General features: G+C 71.6%; 14 protein-coding genes and 1 pseudogene. 5 read left to right on the top strand and 10 right to left on the bottom strand.

The annotated features are described in order from the left end of the window. Positions 1 to 34 precede the first annotated feature (34 nt). Positions 35 to 577, top strand: a pseudogene (locus ABZ915_RS00715) (FAD-binding oxidoreductase); the annotation flags it as partial. 331 nt (positions 578 to 908) lie between these two features. Here the strand turns inward: ABZ915_RS00715 and ABZ915_RS00710 are convergent. From ABZ915_RS00710 to ABZ915_RS00695, 4 genes are read right to left on the bottom strand one after another with little or no spacing between them, the layout of a single operon-like run. Further along, a complete protein-coding gene (locus tag ABZ915_RS00710; protein ID WP_361793521.1) occupies positions 909 to 2447 on the bottom strand; it encodes an FG-GAP-like repeat-containing protein in 1539 nt (512 codons plus the stop codon). Between the two features lie 27 nt (positions 2448 to 2474). Continuing rightward, positions 2475 to 2984: a hypothetical protein gene (locus ABZ915_RS00705; RefSeq protein ID WP_361793518.1), complete on the bottom strand. Its 510-nt coding sequence runs from the start codon at positions 2982 to 2984 to the stop codon at positions 2475 to 2477. Between the two features lie 29 nt (positions 2985 to 3013). Continuing rightward, complete coding sequence (locus ABZ915_RS00700) at positions 3014 to 6370, bottom strand: hypothetical protein (RefSeq protein WP_361793515.1); 3357 nt, start codon at positions 6368 to 6370, stop codon at positions 3014 to 3016. Between the two features lie 59 nt (positions 6371 to 6429). Next, entirely contained in the window at positions 6430 to 7647 is a 1218-nt protein-coding gene (locus tag ABZ915_RS00695) for a GH25 family lysozyme (RefSeq protein ID WP_361793512.1), read from the bottom strand. A 322-nt stretch (positions 7648 to 7969) separates the two neighbouring features. Here ABZ915_RS00695 and ABZ915_RS00690 point away from each other — a divergent pair, with 322 nt between their 5' ends. Next, positions 7970 to 11752 carry a helix-turn-helix domain-containing protein gene (locus ABZ915_RS00690; protein WP_361793509.1) on the top strand — a complete coding sequence of 1261 codons (3783 nt, stop codon included), beginning with the start codon at positions 7970 to 7972 and terminating at the stop codon, positions 11750 to 11752. Positions 11753 to 11794: 42 nt separating this feature from the next. On the opposite strand, the gene ABZ915_RS00685 is transcribed toward ABZ915_RS00690, so the two are convergent. The 5 genes from ABZ915_RS00685 to ABZ915_RS00665 all read right to left on the bottom strand — a co-directional run bounded on the left by ABZ915_RS00685 (position 11795) and on the right by ABZ915_RS00665 (position 16564). After that, positions 11795 to 12274 (bottom strand): peptidoglycan-binding protein, encoded by a 480-nt coding sequence (locus ABZ915_RS00685; RefSeq protein WP_361793506.1) that lies wholly within the window; start codon positions 12272 to 12274, stop codon positions 11795 to 11797. A 120-nt stretch (positions 12275 to 12394) separates the two neighbouring features. Next, positions 12395 to 13639, bottom strand: coding sequence for a ThuA domain-containing protein (locus ABZ915_RS00680; RefSeq protein ID WP_361793503.1), 1245 nt, complete (start codon positions 13637 to 13639; stop codon positions 12395 to 12397). A gap of 124 nt (positions 13640 to 13763) precedes the next feature. After that, positions 13764 to 14585: a methyltransferase domain-containing protein gene (locus ABZ915_RS00675; protein WP_361793500.1), complete on the bottom strand. Its 822-nt coding sequence runs from the start codon at positions 14583 to 14585 to the stop codon at positions 13764 to 13766. Positions 14586 to 14625: 40 nt separating this feature from the next. Then, a complete protein-coding gene (locus ABZ915_RS00670) occupies positions 14626 to 15297 on the bottom strand; it encodes a response regulator transcription factor (protein ID WP_361793497.1) in 672 nt (223 codons plus the stop codon). Continuing rightward, positions 15266 to 16564, bottom strand: coding sequence for a sensor histidine kinase (locus ABZ915_RS00665; RefSeq protein WP_361793494.1), 1299 nt, complete (start codon positions 16562 to 16564; stop codon positions 15266 to 15268). Before ABZ915_RS00665 ends, ABZ915_RS00670 begins: the two co-directional genes overlap by 32 nt. Positions 16565 to 16781: 217 nt before the next feature. Here ABZ915_RS00665 and ABZ915_RS00660 point away from each other — a divergent pair, with 217 nt between their 5' ends. Together ABZ915_RS00660 and ABZ915_RS00655 are read left to right on the top strand one after the other, a co-directional pair. Beyond that, positions 16782 to 17522 (top strand): ABC transporter ATP-binding protein, encoded by a 741-nt coding sequence (locus tag ABZ915_RS00660; protein WP_361793491.1) that lies wholly within the window; start codon positions 16782 to 16784, stop codon positions 17520 to 17522. After that, entirely contained in the window at positions 17522 to 20086 is a 2565-nt protein-coding gene (locus tag ABZ915_RS00655) for an FtsX-like permease family protein (protein WP_361793488.1), read from the top strand. Before ABZ915_RS00660 ends, ABZ915_RS00655 begins: the two co-directional genes overlap by 1 nt. Before the next feature lie 17 nt (positions 20087 to 20103). Here the strand turns inward: ABZ915_RS00655 and ABZ915_RS00650 are convergent, their stop codons facing one another. Next, a complete protein-coding gene (locus ABZ915_RS00650) occupies positions 20104 to 21339 on the bottom strand; it encodes an MFS transporter (protein WP_361793485.1) in 1236 nt (411 codons plus the stop codon). A 54-nt stretch (positions 21340 to 21393) separates the two neighbouring features. On the opposite strand from ABZ915_RS00650, the gene ABZ915_RS00645 reads away from it, so the two are divergent. Further along, a complete protein-coding gene (locus tag ABZ915_RS00645; RefSeq protein ID WP_361793482.1) occupies positions 21394 to 22137 on the top strand; it encodes a helix-turn-helix transcriptional regulator in 744 nt (247 codons plus the stop codon). Positions 22138 to 22179: the final 42 nt, after the last annotated feature.

The raw sequence follows: 22179 nt of genomic DNA, 5'->3' as shown, positions 1-22179 counted from the left end.
TCGTCGGGGAGCACATCGTCGAGAGCCGGAACGAGTGCCGGACCAGCTGCTCAACCGGATCGCGCACAAGCACGCCTCGCTGGGTGTCCGCCCGGACCAGTACCAGGTCGTCCACGACAACCTGATGTGGGCGATCGGTGACGTCCTGGGCGACGCGGTCACCCCGGAGGTCGCCGCGGCCTGGGACGAGGTGTACTGGCTGATGGCCAATGCCCTGATCAACCAGGAGCGCGGCCTGTACAGCGCCCGCGGGGTCCGGCCGGAGACGGTGTGGCGGGACTGGCAGGTGGTGCGCAAGATCCAGGAGACCGACGACGTGGCCACCTTCGTGGTCCGGCGCATCGACGACCGCCTGGTGAAGACCTCGCTGCCCGGCCAGTACGTCACGGTGCGGATGCGGATGCCCGACGGCAAGCTCCAGCCCCGCCAGTACAGCCTGACCCGGGCCGATGACGGTGAGCACCGCCAGTTCTCGGTCAAACGGGTACGCGGCGAGGGCGACGACCCCGACGGCGAGATGTCCACGCTCCTGCACGACTCGGTAGGGGTGGGCGACGTGGTGACGCTGTCCCTGCCGTACGGCGACGTCGTGCTCGACGACGTCGGACGCCCGGTGGTGTTCGCCAGCGCGGGCATCGGCGTCTCCCCGATGGCGGGGATGATCTCCCACCTGGTGGCGGCCGAGTCCGGGCTGTCCATCACCGTGCTGCACGCCGATCTCGACGAGGCGTCCTTCCCACTGCGCCGGCAGGTGGTCAACGATGTGCTGGCCCTGAAGAACGCCCGGATGTACGTCTGGTACGAGAAGGGCTCGCAGAGCATGGAACCGGTCGACGGAGCCTTCGAAGGGCTGATGGACCCAAGCTCCGTCGACCTGGCCGACGACGCGATCTGGACTGATCGCCGAGTCAGGCGAGGTGCAGCATGGTCTTCCAGGTGCTGCCACCGTAGGCCACGGTGGTGGCCGCGCCGATGCCGGCCTTGCCGTCGCCCTTGTAGAGGTGGAGGGTGCCGTCGCTCCAGATGGCCATCAGATCGGCGACGCCGTCCCCGGAGTAGTCGCCGGCCGCCAGTTGGCGGACCGTGCCCCAGGTGTTGCCGCCGACCGGCACAGGCACCTGACCACCGACCTGGCCGGTGCCGTCACCCGTGTATGCGTGCAGGGTTCCGTCGGACCAGATCGCCATCAGGTCGGCGATCCCGTCGCCGTTGAAGTCGCCGGAGGCGAGCTGCTTCACCGTGCCCCACGTGCTGCCGCCCGTGTTCACCTTGGTGTTCGGCGCGATCTGCCCGTCGCCCTTGCCGGGGTAGAGATGCAGGGTTCCGTCGGACCAGATCGCCATCAGGTCGGCGATCCCGTCGCCGTCGTAGTCGCCGGAGGCGAGCTGCTTCACCGTGCCCCAGGTCTTGGCTCCCTCGGTCACGGTGATGCCGTCGGCGAACTTGCCCTGGCCGTCCCCTTTGTAGAGGTGGAGGGTGCCGTCGCCCCAGACGGCCATGAGGTCGGTGATGCCGTCGTCGGTGAAGTCGCCCTTGGCGAGCTGCTTCATCGTCTTCCAGCTGGTGCCGCCGAACTGGGCGATGTTCTGGCCGCTCAGTCCCTTGGCAGCGTCGCCCGGGTAGAGGTGCAGGGTTCCGTCGTCCCAGATGCCGGCGAGGTCGGCGATGCCGTCGGCGGTGACGTCGTCCTGGACCCGGAACGCCGTCCGGTGGATCCAGTCCGCGAGGTCGTCGACGCGTACGTCGATCGCGCCGGTACGTGTTTCGCTGGGATCCACGCCGAGACAACCCCCCTGCCAGGAACGGCTGTTGACGGCGACGAGTTCGGGTGTGCCGTCGGTGACGCGGAGCGCGGGACCGCCGGCGTCGCCCTGGCAGATCACCGCTTGCCCGGAGCCGGTCAGGCCGACATCACTTCCCGCCACGGAGGCGACGGTGAAGGAGGCCGAGTGCAGCGTGTCGGGGGCCCATTCGGTCGTGGTGCGGCCGAAGCCCAGGACCGTGAGCTGCTCGCCCGAGACCGGGCCGCCGGCGGCTAGCCTGGCCGGGGTGACGCCGAGGACACGGCGTGCCAGCTTGACCATCACCACGTCCCGGTCGGCGTGCGGCACGAGTTCGACCGCGTCCACCACTTTCCCACCGGTCTGGGACAGGTCGGTACGACCCACCGTGACGGTGGTCTTGAGCGCGGGCTTTCCCGGCGGGGCGGGCTTGCCGCCGTCGGCGAAGCAACTGGCGGCGGTGAGCACCCACTGCGGATCAACCAGCACGCCCGAACAGGCCTGCTGCTCGGCGACGTTGATCTTCGCCGTGAACGCGAGGGCGGTGTCCTGGACGTCGGTGCCCGGAAGGGCGGCGGCGGGTGAGGTGGTGACCAGACCGCTCGCCGCCGTGGCGGCTGCGAGAAGGCCTGCGGTCCACGCGACACATGAACGCTTTCCAGTCATGGTTGTCCTTGGTGTTGCGAGGCGGGATCACTTGCTCGTACGGATCTCCACGAGGGCGAAGTCGCGGGCCTGCGGGTCGGCGGACTCGCCGACCGGCGTCCACTCGCCCTTGGCGACCGCGACCTCCTGCGGTGTGGCGTCCGGTGCGGTCAGGGTGACCTCGGCGGTCTGGTCGGCCGCTCCCTTGACCGCGAAGACCATGGGGATCTCCAGGGTGAGCCAGCCGGAGGTGCCGGTGGTGCGGAAGCAGGTCTTGCCGTTCTTCCGTGACCACACCTCCAGCAGCCCGGTGGCGGACGAACAGTCGGCGAGGGTGATGTGGCCGTCGCCGCGCTTGAGGACGATCCCCTTCTCGGTCCTGATCTTGTCGGCGTTCGGATAGCCGAAGTCCTCGACCGCGTAGCCGGGTTGGCTGTCGGCCGCCGCCACCGGGGTGCCGGAGTCACCGGCACGGGCGGCAGGGCCGGCGATGAGGACTGCGGCGGCACACGCCAGCGTGGCCGCACCGATGGCGGTGATCCGCCGTGTGAGCTTCATACAAGGCCCCTTACCGCGGCGTCCGGGATTCAGAGTCCCAGCGCGCCGATGATCGGCGAAACGAGATCATGACCGAATTGCGTGAGCTTCGTGGCGACTTTTCCGGCGCCCATGACACCGATCCACTTCGACTGGCCATAGGTGATCAAAGACAGAACGCCACTTGCCACGGAAGAGCGGAACTGACCGCTGTTCACTCCGTAGCCGATTCCCGTGAAGATGACGTTGAGCGCGGTGAACGCGAGGGAGGCGTCCCCGAAGCCGGACGCGACGTCTTCAATGAACGGCACGGCGGGTGGAGCGACGAAGCCGACGCCCAGGCCGATGAGGCCGACAAAGGCAGCGGTGAACCCGGTTGCGATACTCAACTTGTTGAATTGGTTCGCCAACCACCGCGCCTCCAGCTGCCACTGAGGAACATCAGGGTTGTCGCTGTCCGGCGAGTCGGCCGGGTTCTTCCCGGCCTCCTTGGCCTTGCGCGCTGCCTCGGCTGCCTGCCTGGCCGCCTCCGCGAGTTCGGCCTGCCGCTTGTTTATGGCGATCTGATGGGCCTGGCTCGCGGCTACCGCCGCCGTACGGGCGTCCTTGCCGGCCTGGACGGCGGATGCACGGGCCGAGTTGGCCGAAGCCTGTGCCGAGTTGGCCGAAGCCACCGCCTGGTGGGCGGCATCCACGGCGCGGTTGGCGGAGTAGTTGGCCGACCGCGCGGCCCGGCGGGCGACACTGGCCGCCTGCTGCGCCCGGGTGGCCGAGGCCTGCGCGTCCTTGGCCGACTGCTCGGCGGAGTCCGCGTTGGCGTCCGCCTGCTTGGCATAGCCGGCGGCCTTCGCGGCCGATGCCTTCGCCTTGTCCGCCCACTGCTGGGCCTCGTCGGCCGCGTTGCGGGCTTTCGCCGCGGCCTGCTGCGCATTGGCGGCGTCTTCCTGTGCCTTGTGAGCGATCTTGGCGGCGGCGGCGATCGCGCCCTGCATGGCGGCGGTGTGGGTGGCGAAGTCGTAGTCGAGTTGTGCGGTCCTGTACTGCACCGATGCGACGAAGTTGCGGCGCATCCAGGCCGGGCCCTCCATCGCGGCCTGGGCATGGGCCTTGGTGTACGGGCCGCCCGTGCTGATGAGGGCCGCGGTGGCGACCGCGTCGTCCTCCCGCTGCGCCGCCTCGTACGTCACGCTGAGGAATGCGTACAGGGCTTCGGCGGTGCCGGCGTCCAGCGCGTCGTTCGCCGCCTTCTTCACGGCGCTGCCGGGATCGGAGGCCAGGACGCGGGCGACCGCGACGCGGTTGTCCGTCGCGGCCGCCTCGATGACGCCGCCGGTCAGGAACTTCGTGGCGGCGTCCGGGTCCTGGCTCGCCAGCGCCGTGGTCGCGGCGTCGCCCACGTCCGGGGTGGAGATCTGGGCCAGGTAGAGGGCGGTCTCCCGGTCGTCCTGCTTCTGCGCGAGCTGCCGGTCGCTGTCGATCCACGCGTGGACGTCGGCGTCGGCGCCCGACAGGGCGAACCGTGCGGCCTCCCGCGACCAGGTGCCGTGGGAGTTCATCAGGGCGATGGCCGCCGTGCGCCCGAGCGTGGCGGCACGGTCCAGGTCCCCTGAGGCCAACGCCGACTCGGCCTGGGAGACGAGGTCCTTGGTGGCCTGCTCCTCCTGCTCGGCCTGGGTACGCTTCTCGGCGAATTCCGCCCGCTCCTGATCCTCGATCCGGGCCAGCAGGCCGGCCTCTTCCACCGCCTGCTTCATGTCCTCGTCCAGGCGCTGCGACTCTGCGTCCCGCGCCTTCTGCTCCACATCGACCGCCTGGGCGACGGCGTCGGTGGCGGTGTTCGCCGCCTTGGTGGCCTCGTTGGCGAACTCGGTGGACTTCTTGGCGTATTCCAGGGCCTGGCCCGCGTACTTGACCGCCCACTCGGCGGCGTCCGCGGCCTTGTCCGCGTGGTCGGCCGCGCTGTTCGCGGCATCGCGTGCGGTACGGGCGGCCGCAGCGGCGTTGTTCGCCAACGCCTGTGCGGACCCGGCGGCGTTGGTGGCGAGCTGGGCGTTGCTGCTCGCGATCTGCGCCTGCCGCCTGGCCTCCGCGGCCTCGGCCTGCGCCTTGCCCGCGGCGGAGGCGGCGGAGGCGGATGCGTTCGCGGCCGAGGCGGCGTTCCGGGCCGCCGAGGCGGCGGCGGACCCGGCGCTCGCGGCCTGGGCCGAGGCGGTGGCGGCGTAGTCGGCGGCGGAGGCCGCGCTGCGGGCCTTGGCCGCGGCGTTACGGGCGGCCACGGCGGCGTCCTTGGCGGCGGACGCCTTGGTCGCGTCCTTGGAGGCGGCGATGGCGGCACCGTACGCCCTGGCGGCGGCCGATCCGGCGGTGGCAGCTGCCTGGCTCGCGGCGGTCGCGGCGTAGGCGGCGCGGCGGGAGGCCTGGACGGCGGCGTGCGAGGCGCGGATGGCGACCCGGGCCGAGTCGGCCGCGCCCTTCGCGGCCTCGGCCGCCTTGCGGGCCGCCTTGCCGGACTTGACCACGTCGTCCTGGGCCGCCTGCGCCTCGGCCGCGGCCTTCTCCGCCGCTTCCTTGGCCTTGTCGGCGGCCTCGACGGCGCGGGCGGCGGCCTCCTCGGCTTCCTTCGTGTTCGCGTCGGCCTTCTTGCCCTCGCGTTCGACGACCGCGACGAGTTCCTCGATCGTCGAGGCCTCCTGGTCGCGGGCGCGGGCGATGTGCTGGCCGGTGTCGAGGAACCATTCGACGTCGTCGTCGGTGCCGGACAGGGCCCGGGAGGCGTACTTCCGCACCTCTGGGCCTGCCTGCACCATGAGGGTGGAGACCTCGACGCGCATGTCCTCGTAGCGGGCGGTGTACTGCCCGTCGGTGAGGAACTTCTCCAGGGCTTCCTGAGTGCCCGCGTCGAGTGCGGCGCTGCCGTCGCGGCGTACCGCTTTGGCGCCCGCGGCCATCACGGTCGTGGTGGCCACCTGCATGTCCTCGAGGATGGCGGCCTTGAATCCGCCGCTGAGGTAGTCGGCGATGGCGGTGTCGCCGTTGTCGAGCGCCGCGCCGGCCTCGCGACGGGTGCCCTTGCCGCCTCCGGCGAGGGAGGTGACGAGGGCGACGCGGTTGTCATCGGCCGTGGCCTTGGGCAGGTCGACGGTCAGAAAGGTCTGGACGTCGGCGTCGGTGCCGGTCAGCGCCGTCTCCGCGGCCGCGCGGACGGCCTTGCCGCCCACCAGCCATGCTTTGACGATCTTCGCTCGGTCGGTGTCGGGCAGGTCGAAGGGATCGCCGTCGTCCCCGTCGTTCGGCGCGGTGTCGGCTCTTGCTGCCGAGGGGACGAGGACGAGGTTTGTGGCTGCGACGGTTGCGGAGGCCGCGAGGGCGCCGAGAACGCGCCGTCTGCTCCAAAAAGTGCTTTCCAAGGCGGACCCTTTCGGGACGGGTGAGGAACCGGTGGCAGAGGCACGACTGTGACGGAGGATCAGTTCACGAGCTGGAGCCAGGCGTTGGGTCCGACGATGCCGTCAGGTGTGAGCCGGCTGCGGGTCTGGAAGGCGACGACGGCGTCGCGGGTCGCCGTGCCGAAGGAGCCGTCCACCGACAACGACGCGCCGTGGGCGTTCAGTTCGGCCTGCACCGCGCTGACGGCCGCGTTGTGGTCGCCCTTCTGCACGGTGGTGATCAGTGCCTGCCAGGTGTTGGGGCCGACGATGCCGTCGGCGGTCAGCTGGTTGCGGGTCTGGAAGGCCACCACGGCGTCATGGGTGGCCGTGCCGAAGGAGCCGTCGGCCGACAGCGATGCGCCGTGGGCGTTGAGCAGATACTGGATGGTGGTCACCTGGCGGCCTGCATAGCCCTGCTGGACGACCGGCCAGGCGCCGGCCGGTGGCGGCGGTGACGGCGTGTAGGTGCCGTTCGCCGCGAAGTTCCGCAGGTCCTGTTGTGTGCCGTTGAACAGGTCCTGGTCACCGGGAAAGGTTCCGGAGTCGGAGGTCTGCCAGATGGCGTAGGTGGACCATCCGTCGGGCAGTGGGTGCGGGGTGCCGGTGTAACTGCCGACCCAGAGCAGGTTGGTGGCGGCGAAGGCCGAGGAGTTGCCGGTGCACTGCGACCACCAGGACGCGTTGGTGTTGATCACCGCGTGGCGGCCGGTGCGGCTCCGGTACTCGTCGTCGAACGAGGCGATCCAGCGGACCATCGCACCCGGGGCGACCCCGTAGCAGGTGGGTACGTCCGGGGAGGGCTCGACGTCCAGGACTCCGGGCAGGGTCTTTCCGTCGGGCTGCCAGGCACCTCCGTGGTCGATGAAGTAGTCGGCCTGGGCGCTGCCGGAGGACTTGTCCGGCCTGGCGAAGTGGTAGGCGCCGCGGATCAGGCCGACTTGCGCCGCTCCCTCGTACTGCTGGGAGAAGCGAGAGCTGATGTACGAGGTGCCCTCGGTCGCCTTGATGTAGGCGAAGGAGGCTCCGTCGGCGGCCACCGAGGGCCAGTCCACGCTCTCCTGGTAGGCGCTGACGTCGAGTCCGCGCACGGCGGCATCCGTACCGAGGGCCGCCGCCGATGCCGAGTCCGGAGCGGCGAGCAGAGCGGCGGACGCGGTCACCGCTGCCAGCGCGCCCAGTGCCGCCGCCCGCAGGCCGCGTACGGCTCGGGGAGAAGTCCCCCGGGATCGCCGGGGAGTTCTCAGGTCGTGCGCCATCCGTGAATGTCCTTTCCCTCGTCCGCCCGTTCCGGTGGTGGGCCGTTCGCACTCCGGCGGCACCCCCGTCGCCGCCGGCCGCGGCCACGACCCGGCCACGCCGCGCGGCGGCGCGCACCGCCGAAGTGGTGTCCGCCGCCGACCACGTCACAGGGTTCTGGACCGGCTCGTTGTTGCGCACCCTCGGACCGTGCCGTGAAACAAACCTCCCGGCGGCCGGACTTGGGGGTCGATCGGCTGGAACGTGCGGGTCAGGAGTGCGACCCGCAGGGGACGGTGCGAAAGTTGTCCTGCGTTGTTCGTGCTGACCATGGGGGATGGAATGGGGCGTCGGGAGGGCCCGCTGGATCCGGCGGCCGGGCCGGTGCAGCGCTTCGCGTTCGAGTTACGGAAGCTGCGCCGGGACACGGGAGGCCTGACCTACCGGGCCATGGCGCAGCGCGCGGGCTACTCGGTGGCCACGCTGTCGAGGGCGGCCGCGGGCGAGCAGTTGCCGTCCCTGGCGGTGGTGCGGGGCTATGTCCGGGCATGCGGGGCGGACGTCGGGGAGTGGGAGCGGCGCTGGCGCTCGGCGGCTCAGGAAGTGGCCGCCGAACCGGAGCCGGACGACGGGGCGGAGGCCCCCTACCGGGGGCTGGCCCGCTTCGAACCCGGTGACCGGGATCTGTTCTTCGGGCGCGACCAGCTCGTGGCTCAACTGGCCGAGTGCGTGCGCACCCGTCGCGTGGTCGCTGTGGTGGGCGCGTCCGGCAGCGGCAAGTCCTCCCTGCTGCGTGCGGGCCTCATCCCCGTCTTGCGGACCGAAGGCGCACCGGGGTGCCGGCCCGCGGCCATCCGGATCCTCACCCCGGGACGGCACCCGCTGGCCACGCACGCCGAAGCGACGGTGCCGAGCCGGGAACCGGGTGACACGGTGGTGGTGGTCGACCAGTTCGAGGAACTGTTCACCCTGTGCACGGATCCGGCCGAGCGCGCGGCTTTCCTCGACCTGCTGGTGACCGCGGAGGCACCGGACAGCAGGCTGCGGGTGGTGCTGGCGGTGCGGGCGGACTTCTTCGGGCGCTGCGCCGAGCATCGTCCGCTCGCCGCGGCCCTCCGCGAGGCAACCCTGCTCGTCGGCCACATGGGACCGGCCGAACTGCGCGAGGCGATCGTCAAGCCCGCCACCGTCGCGGGGCTGATCGTCGAGCGCACGTTGACCGCGAAGGTCGTCGAGGACGTCGCCGAGGAACCCGGCGGACTGCCGTTGATGTCCCACGCCCTGCTGGAGACCTGGCGCCGCCGCAGGGGCCGCACCCTCACGCTGATCGCCTACCAGGCGGCAGGCGGTGTCCACGGCGCCCTCACCCGCACCGCCGAGGAGCTGTACGCCCGGCTCGCCCCGGGGCAGGCCGAGGCCGCCCGGCGTATCCTGCTGCGGCTGATCACGCCCGGTGAGGGAGCCCAGGACACCAGCCGCCCCGCCGACCGCTCCGAACTGCGGGCGGGGAGCACCACCGACCAGGCCGCCGACACCGCCGCGGTACTGGAACTACTGGCCCGGGCACGGCTGATCACGCTGGACGGCGACACGGTGCACCTGGCCCACGAGGCACTGATCACCGCCTGGCCCCGGCTGCGGACCTGGATCGACGGCGCCCGTGACCGGCTGCGTGTCCAACGTCAGATCACCCAGGCCGCCCGCGTCTGGCACGAACTCGACCGGGACCCGGGGGCCTTGTACCGCGGTACCCGCCTGGCCACCGCCGAGGAGAGCTTCGCCGGACATCGGGCGGAACTCACCCCGGTGGAGTGCGCGTTCCTCGACGCCAGCATCGCCGCCCGCGAGCAGGAACGGCGGTCGGCGGCCCGCACCGCCCGGCGGTTCCGGACGCTGCTGGCCGCGGTCTCCGCCCTGCTGCTGGTCGCGTCGACGGCCGCCGTCATCGCCTTCCAGCAGCGCTCGCTGGCCCGCGCCGGCCGGGACCGGGCGGTCGCCGAGCAGGTGGTGGCCCGGGCGGGCCAGCTCGACGCGACCGATCCGTCGCTGGCGGCGCGCATGTATGTGGCGGCGCACCGGCTGCGCTCGGACCCGGAGGCCGCCGCGGGCCTCCTGGACACGCAGAACATCGCGCTGTCCTCCGTACTGTCCGGGCACACCCAGGCGGTGTACGCGGTGGCGTTCTCACCGGACGGCCGCACCCTCGCGACCGGGGCCCGTGACGACACCATCAGGCTGTGGAGCCTGGCCGACCCCGTGCACCCGGTCCCACTCGGCGGGCCGCTGACCGGACACACCAGCTGGGTGTACTGGCTCCAGTTCTCACCGGACGGCCACACCCTGGCCAGCGCGAGCCGCGACCACACGGCGCGACTGTGGGACGTCCGCGACCCGGCCCACGCCAAGGCACTGGGCAAGCCGCTGACCGGGCACAGCGACTACGTCTTCTCCGTGTCGTTCAGCGGGGACGGGCGCACGCTGGCCACCGCCAGCCACGACCGCACCGTACGGCTGTGGGACGTACACGACCCCACGCGTGCCGAGGCACTGGGCCACCCCCTCACCGGGGCGAGCGACTCCGTCGCCTCGGCCGCTTTCAGCCCGGACGGCCGGACGGTGGCGGCCCCCGGCCACGATCACAAGATCCGGCTGTGGAACGTGACGGACCGGACCCGTCCGAAGCTGTGGCGGACGCCGCTGAACTGCCCGGACGTCGTCTACGCGGTCGCGTTCCGCCGGGACGGCCGGGTCATGGCCAGTGTGGGCGACGACCACAAGGTACGTCTGTGGGACGTCTCCGACCCGGCCCACGCCAAGGCACTGGGCGAGCCCCTGACCGGGCACAGCGACACCCTGCTCGCGGTGGCGTTCTCGCCGGACGGCCGCACACTGGCGACCGGCGGCGCGGACCACACCATCCGGCTGTGGGACGTCTCCGACCCGCTGCGTCCGGCTCCCCTGGGGCAGCCGCTGATCGGCCACGCCGGATTCGTCAACTGGCTGGCGTTCAGCCCCGACGGGCGGTCGCTGGCCAGTGCGAGCGACGACCACACCGTACGGCTGTGGCATCTCCCGCGCACCGTTCTGGCCGGCCACTTCGGTGCCGTCACCAGCATCGCCTTCAGCCCGGACGGCCGGAGCATGGCGGGCGCGGCCGACGGGACGGTGCGGCTGTGGGACGTGCGCGATCCGGAGCGGGGCAGGCAGTTGAGCGAGCTGCCGGCCGAGCACTCCGCCACCCGGGTGGTGTTCCCCCCGAAGGGACGCCTGCTGGCGAGCGCCGACAGCGACGGCACGGTGCGGCTGTGGGACGTCTCCGACCCCCGCCGTCCCCGGCGGGCCGGTCTGGTCCGCACCGGCGGCGCCGGCCAGGGCGACGTGCTGGCCTTCACCCCCGACGGGCGTGTACTGGTCACCGGCGGCCCGGAGCACAGCCTGCGGCTGTGGGACGTCACCGACCCCGCACGCCCCGCCACCCTCGGCAGCCCGCTGACCGGCCACATCAGCTTCGTCCACTGGGCGGGCGTCAGCCCGGACGGCCACACCCTGGCCAGCGCCAGCGAGGACGACAAGGTCCGGCTGTGGGACATCCGTGATCCGGCGCGACCCCGGGCCCTCCCGGACATCGGCACGGACGACACCGGCGGCACCCTGTGGGGTGCGTTCAGCCCCGACGGGCGGTTACTGGCCACCGCCGGCATCGGTCACGACGTGCGCATGTGGAACGTCTCCGCTCCCGCGCACGCCACACCGCTCGGCACCTCACTGACCGGGCACACCGGCATGGTGACCTGGGTGGGTTTCAGCCCGGACGGCCGCACGCTGGCCGCCGCCGGCGACGACCGGAGTGTCCTGATGTGGGACGTGACCGACCCGGCTCGCCCGGCCCCGTGGGGCAAGGGGCTCACCGCCGGACACACCGAAGCGATCGCGACGGCCGTCTACCGCCCGGACGGGCGGCTACTGGCAACAGCGGGACCGGACGGCATGATCGAGCTCACCCCCCTCGGCCTCGACCAGGCGATCCGGCGGATCTGCGCCGGCACGGACGGCCTGCTCACCCCGACGCAATGGCCGGGCTACGTACCTGAACTCCCGTACGCTCCGCCGTGTCAGGGCAGCTGAGGCGTGCCCTGGCGTCCGCCGGCCTTGATCGTCTGCCTACGGTCAGACGTGGGAAGAGACGCACTCTTCCCCCTTGTCGTCAGCGAACCGCCCGAACGCGGCTTCGGTCCCCGAACCGGCGATTCCGTCGATCGGACCGGTATAGCCGTAGCCGCGCAGCAGGATCTGCAACCCCTCGATCGTGCCGCTTCCGACGATCCCGTCGATGTGCCCGTGGTAGAGATCGAAGTAGTTCAGGTAGCGCTGCATCGCCATCCAGCTCTCCGTGCCCAGCAGCCCGTCGATCGGGCCTGTGTAGCCCCAGTCGTGGTCCGACAGCCAGCACTGGAGCCCCTTGGCCTGCTTGGTACTCAGGCCGAGGTTGACCACCGCCAGCGGGACGACGGCCCTGGAACTCACCATCGCCTTCGAGGCCGGCGCGGACGCCGCGAAACTGGTGGCCGCACCCGCCAGGCTCCCGGCGGCGATCCCGACGACGGCAGTGGTGCTGACGAGCGCCCTCGTCAGAAATCCGGCTCGCATTCGTCTCCCCCTTCGCTCGCAGAAACGGCACCTGAACGGCCGGCCGCCCAACAGAGTCTTCGGCTCGGCCGGTTGTTGCACACGCCCCTTCCATCGGATGCAACAAAAGGTGCGGGCGGCTCAGGACGGCAGTGTCCAGCTCTGGTTGGCGGATCCCGTGCACGACCAGATCTGTAGCCGGGTGCCGTTGGCCGAGCTGGAACCGGTGGCGTCGAGGCACTTGCCCGACTGCGGGTTGACCAGGGAGCCGTTCGCGCCGGGCTGCCAGACCTGTGATCCGGTGCCGTTGCAGTCGTACAGCTGCACCTTGGTGCCGTTGGCGGTGCCGGCCGAGGTCACGTCCATGCACGTGCCGAGCGCGGTGAGCGTACCGGCGCTGCCCACCGTCCAGTTCTGCGCTCCGGTGCCGTTGCAGTCGTAGAGCTGTACCGCGGTGCCGTTGGTGGTGCTCGCGCCCGCGACGTCCACGCACTTGCCCCCGTATCCATGGATCGGACCAGTGGCGGTCGAGGGCGGGGTGACCGGACCGGACTGGCCGGACGCCCACTTGATCTCCTGGAGCAGGAGCTGGTTCTGCTGGGTGCTCGCGAACGTCGACGACAGGGTGGTGTTGGTCGCGTAGTCCATCGCGTTGTGGCCGAAGTTGTTGTAGACCATCTTGTAGTTGCGGTTGGACCAGACGATCGGGTAATAGCCGCTGTACCAGGTCTGGTTGGGGTCGGTACCGACCGGGAACGTGGACGGGGCCATCGAGGCGAGGATGTCGATGGCCGGGTTCTGCCGCAGGTCGTTCTGCCAGCTGTACCACTCGCTGACCGAGGACGTGATGGTGCTCGGCAGATTCGCGGTCGCCGGGTGGGACTGGTCGTCGATCTGCAGGGTTTCCGAGGTCGGACCCCAGGAGTTGCTCTTGAAGGTGCCGGTGCCGAGGAACGTGTTGTGGTACCAGGGCCAGTCGCTGGTGTTGTCGTTGTACGCCGAGACGTGGAAGCCGATGAAACCGCCGCCGTTGGCCATGTAGGTCTGGAAGGCGGCCTGCTGGGACGCGGTGTGCGGGTAGTCGTCGAGGAACATGACCACCTGGTAGTTCGCGAGCGTCGCGGAGTTGAGGCGGCTCCAGTCCGTGGTCGCGGTGTAGGTGAAGGCGTTCTGCGCGCCTGCCTGCGGGAACCAGGTGTTGGCCTCGTGGTCGAAGCTGATGTGTGCCGCGTCGTACGTGCCGTCGTAGAAGGCGATCACGTTGACGGGGGTGGCGGCGCGGGCGCTGTGCGCGGGTCCGGCCTGGACGCCGAGCACCACGGCGACCAGGGCGAACAGTCGTAACAGGGTGCGGGGCCAGGCGATGTCCGAGTGGGGGGTGATCATGCGAGGACCTTCCTCGTGCGTGACCGTCGGGAGGCGTATGCAGGTGTGCCGCATTGAATGACTGGGGCGCGTGCATGTCAATGGTGCAGACCAGGCATCGGTGCTCGCGGGGTGGCCGGCGAAGCTAGTGCAGCCGCGCTGTCGCGATGTGGATCTTGAAAGCGCAGGGAACGGTCCCCTCCGGCGTCTTCATGTCACGCACCTCGGCGAAGAAGGCAGCACGCAGGCGCTCCACAGCCGACCCATCGAGCGGACCGAGATCGTAGAGGCCGGAGACGGCAGCCCAAACCTGCTCCACCGGACCGCTCAAATCGATGGGAACCGTCTCCCAGTCCACCGCGGCGAACCCCGCTGGGGCGAGAACTTCATCGAGCCCGTCGCGAGTGCGTGTCCTTCTGTCGCCCAGCGCCGGGATGCGCCGCGAGGCGGGCACCTCCTCGATCGTGTTCCGCAGCAGCCCGAGAAACCGGTCGTAGGCCTCGCCGCCGACGGCCCCGCCGCCCACCACGCATGCCAGCACCCCTCCGGGGGACAGGACGCGGGCGACCTCTGCCACGACTTGCTCGATCTCGCCCATCAGCATCAGCGCCATGTGGGAAACGCAGGCGTCGAAGCTGTCGTCGGCGAAGGGGAGTGCCTGAGCCCGCCCCTCCTCCAGCCTGGCCGCGGAGAGGGCCGGCCGACGTCGTGCCAGCGCCAGGGACTGCGGAGACAGGTCCACTCCCGCGAGCTGCCGCGGGATCCCTTGGGCCAGAACCTCGAGCAGGTGGCCGTCACCGCAGCCGAGGTCCAGTACACGCTCGCGGCCGGCCACCCGGTCGCACAGGAGCTCATAGCTGGACCGGCCGTCCGGAGCGCGGCCGTGGCCGAACGCTTCAGCGGTGACGGCCGGGTGCTCAGCGTGGAACGCCTGCAGAAATGCCTCTTGCGATGCGGTAGTTGTCATTGACCCAACCTACGACGCCGGCCACCCCGACATCCGGTGGTCAGCGGCCTCCGCGTGGGACGACCAGGCCGCTGTCGTACGCCATGATGACGGCCTGGACCCGGTCGCGGAGCCCGTACTTCTCCAGGATGTGGGCGATGTGCGTCTTGACGGTCGTCTCGCTCACGCCGAGTTCGCGGGCGATCTCCGCGTTCGACAGGCCGCGGGTGAGCGCGCGGAGCACGTCGAGTTCACGGCCCGTGAGGGAGCCGAGGCGGGCCGGCACGTCCGCCTCCGCGGGCGCGCCCAGGTGCGCGAACCGGTCGAGCAGCCGCCGGGTGACGCGCGGTGAGAGCACGGCCTCGCCGTCGGCGACCGTGCGGATCGCGCCCACCAGGGAGTCGGCGGGACCGTCCTTCACGAGGAACCCGCTGGCTCCGGCGCGCAGTGCGTCCACGACATGGGCGTCCAGGTCGAAGGTCGTCAGGATGACGATCCGGCTGGGCGAGCCCGACCGTACGATGCGCCGGGTGGCCTCGACCCCGTCCGCGCCCGGCATGCGGATGTCCATCAGGACGACGTCGGGGCACAGCGCCTCGGCGCTCTCGACGGCCTCGTCGCCGTTCGACGCCTCGCCCACGACATCGATGTCCGGCTCCGATTCGAGGATGAGCCGGAATCCCGTCCGGATCATCGGCTGGTCATCGACCAGCAGGACGCGGATGACTTGCATACGGGGAGTGCCCTTCGTGCCGGGTTTCGGGTGGGGGGAGCGGGATGACGGCGTGCACGCAGTAGCCGCCGCCGGGCCGGGCGCCGGTGTGCAGGGAGCCGCCCACCGCGCCGACGCGCTCCCGCATGCCGACCAGGCCGTGCCCGGTGCCGTGCGCCGCGACGGGCGGGCGTACCGGCTCGCCGTCGGGCCGGGGCCCGTCGTCGCACAGTCGTACGGTGAGCCGATCGCGCTCCGGCTCCCAGGCGACGTGCAGCGCGGTCCGGGTGCGGCCGGCGTGCTTGAGGGTGTTGGTGAGGGCCTCCTGCACGATCCGGTACACGGCCAGATGTGAGCCGGCGGGCAGTTCGGCGGGTGTGCCGGTGGTGCTGTGGTCGACCTGGAGCCCGGCCGCGCGTACCGATTCCACGAGCGCGGGCAGGGCCTCGACGGTGGGCTGCGGCGGCTCCTTGCTCGGGTCGCTGTCCGCGTCCTCATCGGTGCGCAGCACGTCGAGCAGGCGGCGCAGCTCGGTGACGGTGGCCCGGCCGGTCTCCTCGATGGCGCGGTGCAGTTCGTGTGCCTTGTCCGCGTCCCGCTCCTGGACCCGGTCGGCGGCGATGGTCTGCACGACCATCAGGCTGACGTTGTGCGCGACGATGTCGTGCAGTTCGCGGGCGATCCGGGCCCGCTCCTCCATGACCGCGGCCCGCGCGTCGGCGGCCTGCTCCCTCTCCAGGGCCGCGGCCCGCTCCAGCGCCTGGTCCCGGATGGCGGCGCGCGCCCGGGCGAGCCGCCCCAGCGCCCACGCGGCGACCAGGATCACCGACTCGGTGAACAGCGCGGCGATCCGGTGCCCGTCCGGGGCGAGCACCGCCTCGGTCACGGCCGCCGCCGGGATGAGCACCGACCCGACCAGAACGGCGACCTTCGGGGTACTGCGCGTGGCGGTCAGGAAGACGGCCGTGGCGACGGTGAGGTAGGTGGGGCCGATGGAGGTGCCGTCGGGGCCCGACAGTTCGGGGACGTAGTGCAGAGCTTGGAGGACGCCCGCGGCCACCGACATCACCAGCAGCGTCGGCAGCGGAGAGAACCGGTGCAGGGCGAGCGGAAGCGCCGTCAGCAGGGCGAGTACGACCCACGTGACGTCCGGCGCGCGCAGCTCGGGACCGTCCGGCGGCATCGCCACCGGCAGGGCCAGACACGCGGCGGTCAGCAGCGCGGCGAGGGCCATGTCGGTGACGGCCCGGGGTATGTGGCGCCCAGCGAGCGACTCCATCCGGTCCATGCCCCAACGGTAGACGGGTCGCCGACGCCTTTGCTCTCACCTGGGGTTGAAAGCCCGCGGCCGTTCTCGTCCGTGAGGTCTCCTCCGTAAGGACGAGGTGCGGCGCGGTATCGCCCGATCGGCCGAGACGCCGGTTCGACTGCGTGACCGAAGCCAAGTCCCCTTCCCGCCGGTGCACTTGAGGCATCACTCACGGACAGTCGCACGAGGAGTCACGGTGCTCGCAAGCCGGTACGCGGTCCAACTCACGGACGTGACGAAGCAGTACTGGGAGGGACCGGACGCCGTCATGGCCCTGGACAAGGTCAGCGCGGGCATCGAGTCCGGTACGTTCACGGCGGTGATGGGGCCGTCGGGCTCCGGCAAGAGCACGTTCCTGCACTGCGCGGCCGGCCTCGACCGGCCCACGGCGGGCGAGGTGCGGCTCGGCGGCCATGAGCTCTCGGCGCTCCGGGAACAGCGGCTGACGGAACTGCGCCGGACCCGGATCGGCTTCGTCTTCCAGGCCTTCAACCTGCTCCCGTCGCTGACCGTCGAGCAGAACATCACACTGCCCCTGCGGCTGGCCGGGCGGCAGCCCGAGAACGGCTGGCTGGAGCACATCGTCACCGCGGTGGACCTGGGCGGCCGGCTGGCCCGTTTCCCCGCGCAGCTGTCCGGCGGTCAGCAGCAACGCGTGGCGATCGCCCGCGCCCTGGTCACTCGGCCCGAGGTGATCTTCGCCGACGAACCCACCGGGGCGCTCGACCCGGAGACCGCCCGGGACATCCTGGTCCTGCTGCGCCAGGCCGTCACCGATCTGCACCAGACGGTGGTGATGGTCACCCACGACCCGGTGGCCGCCGCCCACACCGACCAGGTGCTCTTCCTCAGTGCCGGGCGCGTCGTGGACGGCATGGTCGGCCCTGGCGCGGACCGGGTCGCCGAGGTCATGTCCGGCCTGCGGAGGGCGGTCTGATGTTCACCCTCGCGCTGCAGACCCTCAAGGCCCGCAAGGGCGGCTTCGCGGGCACCTTCGTCGCCCTGCTGCTGGGCGCCGCCGTGCTCAGCGCCTGCGGCGTCCTCCTGGAGTCGGGCATCCGGGCCGGTTCCTCCGCCGAGCGGTACGCGGCCGCCGACGTGATCGTGACGGGCCGTCAGGAGGTCGAACTCACCTTCAAGGACCTGGACGGCTCGACCGTCCATGAATTCCAGCCGCTGCCCGAACGCGTCCCCCTGAACGCATCCCTGGCCGGCCGGCTCGGCCAGGTAGACGGTGTCCGCAAGGTGATCGAGGACGACGGTGTGACCGCACGCCTGGCGGACGCGCACGGCCTGCCCGTACCCGGCCGCCATGGGAGCGCGCCCCAGATCCACAACTGGTCCGGCCTCCGGCTGGGCGACTTCCACCTGACCAGGGGGCACGCACCGCGCACGGCGCAGGAGGTCGTGCTGGACTCCGAACTCGCCGGACGCGCAGGCGTACGCCCCGGCGACGAGGTCCGGCTGATGACCACGTCCGTGCCCCGCACCTACACCGTCGCCGGTCTCGTCACGCTGAAGGACGGGCGTGCGCCCCGCCAGTCGGTGCTGTTCCTGTCCGACGCGGCCCTGCGTCGACTCGCCCCGACCGTCGAGGCGTTCGGTGTCCTCGCCGACGCCGGCACCTCGCCCGGCCGGCTCGCCGACGCGATCGGCGCGGCGCTCCACGACGACCGTCTCGCCGTACACGCCGGCGACGGGCGCGGCCGGGCGGAGTTCCTCGACGTCGTCGTCAGCGGATCCAACCTGATGGTGCTGGCGGCCGCCATCGGTGGCAACGTCCTGCTCATCGCCGTATTCGTCCTCTACGCCACCACCTCGCTGTCCGTCCGGCACCGCCGCCGGGAGATCGCCCTGCTGCGCGCGATCGGCACCACACCCGGCCAGATCCGGCGCATGCTGGCGGCGGAGGCGGCCGTCTCGGGTGCCGTCGCCGGGCTGCTGGGCTGTCCGCTCGGACTGCTGCTGGTGTACTGGCTGCGCGACCGGTTCGCCGGACACGGCATCGTGCCGCCCGACTTCCCGCTCGCCCTCAGCCCCCTGCCGTTCCTCGCCGCGGTGCTGGTGACCGTGCTGACCGCGCTGGTCGCGGTGTTGACCGCAGCTCTGCGGGCGACCCGGATCCGGCCGACGGAAGCGCTCGGCGAGGCCGCCGTGGAGCCTGCCGGTCTCGGCCGGGGACGCAGGATCACCGGAGGGGTGCTGCTGACGCTCGCGGTCGGCGTCTTCGGCACCGGGCTGGTGCAGCACGCCGACTTCTTCACCCTGGTCGGGCTCGCCAACTCCCTTGTGCTCATCCTGGTGACAGCCACCGCCGTCCTCGGCCCCCTGCTGTCCCGGGCGGCCATCCGGCTTCTCGCCCCGCTGCTCGATCGGACCGGTGTCACCGGCTATCTCGCGGCGGCCAACACCCGGGCCAACGTGGGCCGGCTGGCCGGGGCGATCACCCCGCTGGTGCTCGCCGTGTCCTTCGCGTCGACCGTGGTCTTCACCCAGACCACTGCCCTGCGGGAGTCGTCCGACCAGGTGCGTTCCGGCCTCGTCGCCGACCACGTGCTCACCGCGCCGGGCGGGGTGTCACTCGATCTGGCCGCGAAGGTGAAGGGGCTCAAGCAGGTCAAGTCGGCAACTGGACTGGTGAGTTCGAAGGTCGTGGCCGCGGGCGAGCTCTTCGGCGGCCAGGAGGCCGTCTCGCTCGGCGCGCAGGGAGTGGACCCCGACGCGCTCGGGGCCACCCTCGATCTGCACGCCCGTGACGGCGACCTGTCGGCCCTGTCGCCCCGCACGGTGGCGATCAGCACCACCGCGGCCTCCTGGCTCGGTCTCGGCGTCGGGGACACCGCCCGGCTCCACCTGGGCGACGGCACCTTGTTCGAGGGCAGGGTGATCGCCGTCTACACACGCGGGTTCGGCTTCGCCGACGTCACCCTGGACCACGACCTCCTCCTCGCCCACACCACCCGGAAGACCGACGAGTCCGTCCTCGTCCGCTCCGCTCCCTCGGCGCACGGCCTCACCCAGGCCTTGTCCGGCATCGCGGCTGCCTACCCCGGCACCGTCCTGCGGGACGGACTCGCCGTCGACGACCAGTTGGCGGAACAGCGTGCGAACGCCTGGGTCAACTACCTCGTCGTGGGCCTGATCATCGCCTACACCGCGATCACCGTCGTCAACACCCTCGCGATGGCCACCGCCGCCCGCCGCAGGGAATTCGCGCTGCTGCGGCTCTCGGGCACCGCCCGCCGCCAGGTCGTCGGCATGATGCGCAGAGAGAGCGCCGTCGTCGTGCTGGCCGGGGTCGGGCTCGGCACGCTGCTGTCGGCGTTCCCGCTGATCCTCGTCGCCGTCGCGCTGGGCGGATCGCCGTGGCCGGCGGTACCGGGCCTCGGCTACCTCGCGATCGCGGGCGCCACGGCGGTCCTGGCCACCGCGGGCACGATGGTGCCGACCCGGCTGCTGCTGCGGATCCGCCCGGTCGAGGCGATCGGCGCCAGGGAGTGAACCCGCCTTCGCGAGTGTCACCCCCAAGCGTCCGGTGGCCGGCGGCGAGGCGTCGGACCTGGGGTGAGCGCGGCGTGGGTGTCGTCTTCCGTCGCGGTCGCCGCCGACTGAGGCCGCGGCACGCCGGGTTCGGGCAGGGTGCGGAACAGCAGCCAGCTCAGCACCGGCATCAGGACGAGGGGCGTGAGGGCGGTCCGCAGGGACGTGGCGTCGGCGAGGCCGCCGATGGCGGGGCCTGCCAGGCCGCCGATGCTGACGGTCAGGCCGAGGGTGATCCCGCTGGCGGTGCCGACCCGCGAGGGCAGGTAGTCCTGGCCGAGCGTGACCTGTAGCGAGAAGGGCACGTACAGGCCGGCGGAAGTCAGCGCCACGAACAGGAAGACGGCCGGGCCCGGCACCCACACCACGCCCGCGACGGCCGCGGCCGTGATCAGGTACGACCAGCTGGAGACCGTCACCCGGTCCCAGCGGCCCGCCAGGAACCCGCCCAGCACCGAACCGATCCCGCCGCCGAGGTAGAGCACGAACAGAGCCGCGGTGCCCGAGGCCGTGCCGCCGCCCGTGCGCTGCTGGGCGTACAGCGAGATGAAGGTGCTCAGCCCGATGAACGCGATCGACCGGAACACCACGGCCAGCGACAGCTTCACGAACGAGGCGGTGTCGTCGCTCCCGGCCGGCACCGGCGCACCGGCTCCTGCGGCCCGCCTCTGCCGCAGGGCGCGCAGCACGGGCAGGCTCACCACGGCACCGGCGAGCGACGGCAGCACCAGCAGCGGCGTCCAGCTCAGTCCTCCGGCGGCCACGACGGCGGCGACCATGAGCGGGGCCAGCGCGAAGCCGAGGTTGCCGCCCAGGGAGAACACGGCCATGGCGCTGTGTCCGCCCTGACTGGCGATGCGGGCGATGCGGGCGGATTCGGGGTGGTAAGCGGCCACGCCGAGCCCCGATATCGCGACGAACACGAGGGTGAGCGAGTAGGAGCCGCTCAGTCCGCTCAGCGCGATGCCGGCACCGCCCAGCAGTGTGCTGACCGGCACCAGCCAGGGCATCGCCCAGCGGTCGGTGAGCGCGCCGAACACCGGCTGTGCCACCGAGGACACTACGGAGGCGGCCAGCACGATGCCTGAGGCGACCGCGTAGGTGTAGCCGCGTTCGGCGACGAAGAACGGCACCAAGGCCGCCACGGCGCCTTGGTGGACGTCGACGCAGGCGTGGCCGATGGACAGCAGAGTGATCGTCGTGTTCCTTCGCACCTGGCCATGCTCCGAGCCCCGCACTGTGTCGTGCTTCCGATAAGCTGCCAAGTGATGACGGAATTCCGCCATGAGCCGGTTGCCCCGACCCGCACCCGGTGGCTGGCCTCCGGTGGCGCGATCGACGCCCACCGCCACGACGACCACCAGATCGTCTATGCCGGCCGGGGGGTGCTGGCCGTCACGACCAGCGAGGGATCCTGGGTCGCCCCGGGCACTCGTGCCATCTGGGTGCCTGCCGGCACCGTGCACGCACACCGGGCCCACGGCGAACTCGAACTGCACCTGGTGGGGCTGCCCGCCACCGAGAACCCGCTCGGCCTCGACGCGCCGACCGTGCTGGCTGTCGGCCCGCTGCTGCGCGAGCTGATCGTCGCCCATACGCGCACCGAGGACGACGGCAGCCCCGAACGGGCCCGTCTGCGCGCGGTGTTGCTCGACCAGCTGAGGGCCTCGCCCCAGCAGCCACTGCACCTGCCCACCCCCACCGCGCCCCTGCTGCGCGCCCTGTGCGACATCCTGCGCGCCGATCCCGGTGACGACCGCACGCTCGCCGAACTCGGCCGTGAGGTCGGGGCGAGCGATCGCACCCTGTCCCGGCTGTTCCGCGGCGACCTCGGCATGACCTTCCCGCAGTGGCGCACACAACTGCGTCTCCATCACGCCCTGGTCCTGCTGGCCGACCGGACGCCGGTGACCGCGGTGGCGCATCAGTGCGGCTGGTCCTCCGCCAGCACGTTCATCGACGTCTTCCGCCGCACCTTCGGCCACACTCCGGGCTCCCATCCGACGGGCTGACAGCAGCCGCGGGCCTCGACGACGGGCCGCTCACTTCTGCTA

It is taken from the genome of Streptomyces sp. NPDC046915 (assembly GCF_040644935.1).
Classification (GTDB): domain Bacteria; phylum Actinomycetota; class Actinomycetes; order Streptomycetales; family Streptomycetaceae; genus Streptomyces.
This window is presented reverse-complemented; position numbering and strand designations above follow the sequence as displayed.

Coding starts and splice junctions, on each gene's coding strand:
- ABZ915_RS00655 (WP_361793488.1), top strand. CDS start 17,522: ATGTTCACCCTCGCGCTGCAGACCCTCAAGGCCCGCAAGGGCGGCTTC.
- ABZ915_RS00705 (WP_361793518.1), bottom strand. CDS start 2,984: ATGAAGCTCACACGGCGGATCACCGCCATCGGTGCGGCCACGCTGGCG.
- ABZ915_RS00675 (WP_361793500.1), bottom strand. CDS start 14,585: ATGACAACTACCGCATCGCAAGAGGCATTTCTGCAGGCGTTCCACGCT.
- ABZ915_RS00680 (WP_361793503.1), bottom strand. CDS start 13,639: ATGATCACCCCCCACTCGGACATCGCCTGGCCCCGCACCCTGTTACGA.
- ABZ915_RS00665 (WP_361793494.1), bottom strand. CDS start 16,564: ATGGACCGGATGGAGTCGCTCGCTGGGCGCCACATACCCCGGGCCGTC.
- ABZ915_RS00695 (WP_361793512.1), bottom strand. CDS start 7,647: ATGGCGCACGACCTGAGAACTCCCCGGCGATCCCGGGGGACTTCTCCC.
- ABZ915_RS00670 (WP_361793497.1), bottom strand. CDS start 15,297: ATGCAAGTCATCCGCGTCCTGCTGGTCGATGACCAGCCGATGATCCGG.
- ABZ915_RS00710 (WP_361793521.1), bottom strand. CDS start 2,447: ATGACTGGAAAGCGTTCATGTGTCGCGTGGACCGCAGGCCTTCTCGCA.
- ABZ915_RS00685 (WP_361793506.1), bottom strand. CDS start 12,274: ATGCGAGCCGGATTTCTGACGAGGGCGCTCGTCAGCACCACTGCCGTC.
- ABZ915_RS00645 (WP_361793482.1), top strand. CDS start 21,394: ATGACGGAATTCCGCCATGAGCCGGTTGCCCCGACCCGCACCCGGTGG.
- ABZ915_RS00690 (WP_361793509.1), top strand. CDS start 7,970: ATGGGGCGTCGGGAGGGCCCGCTGGATCCGGCGGCCGGGCCGGTGCAG.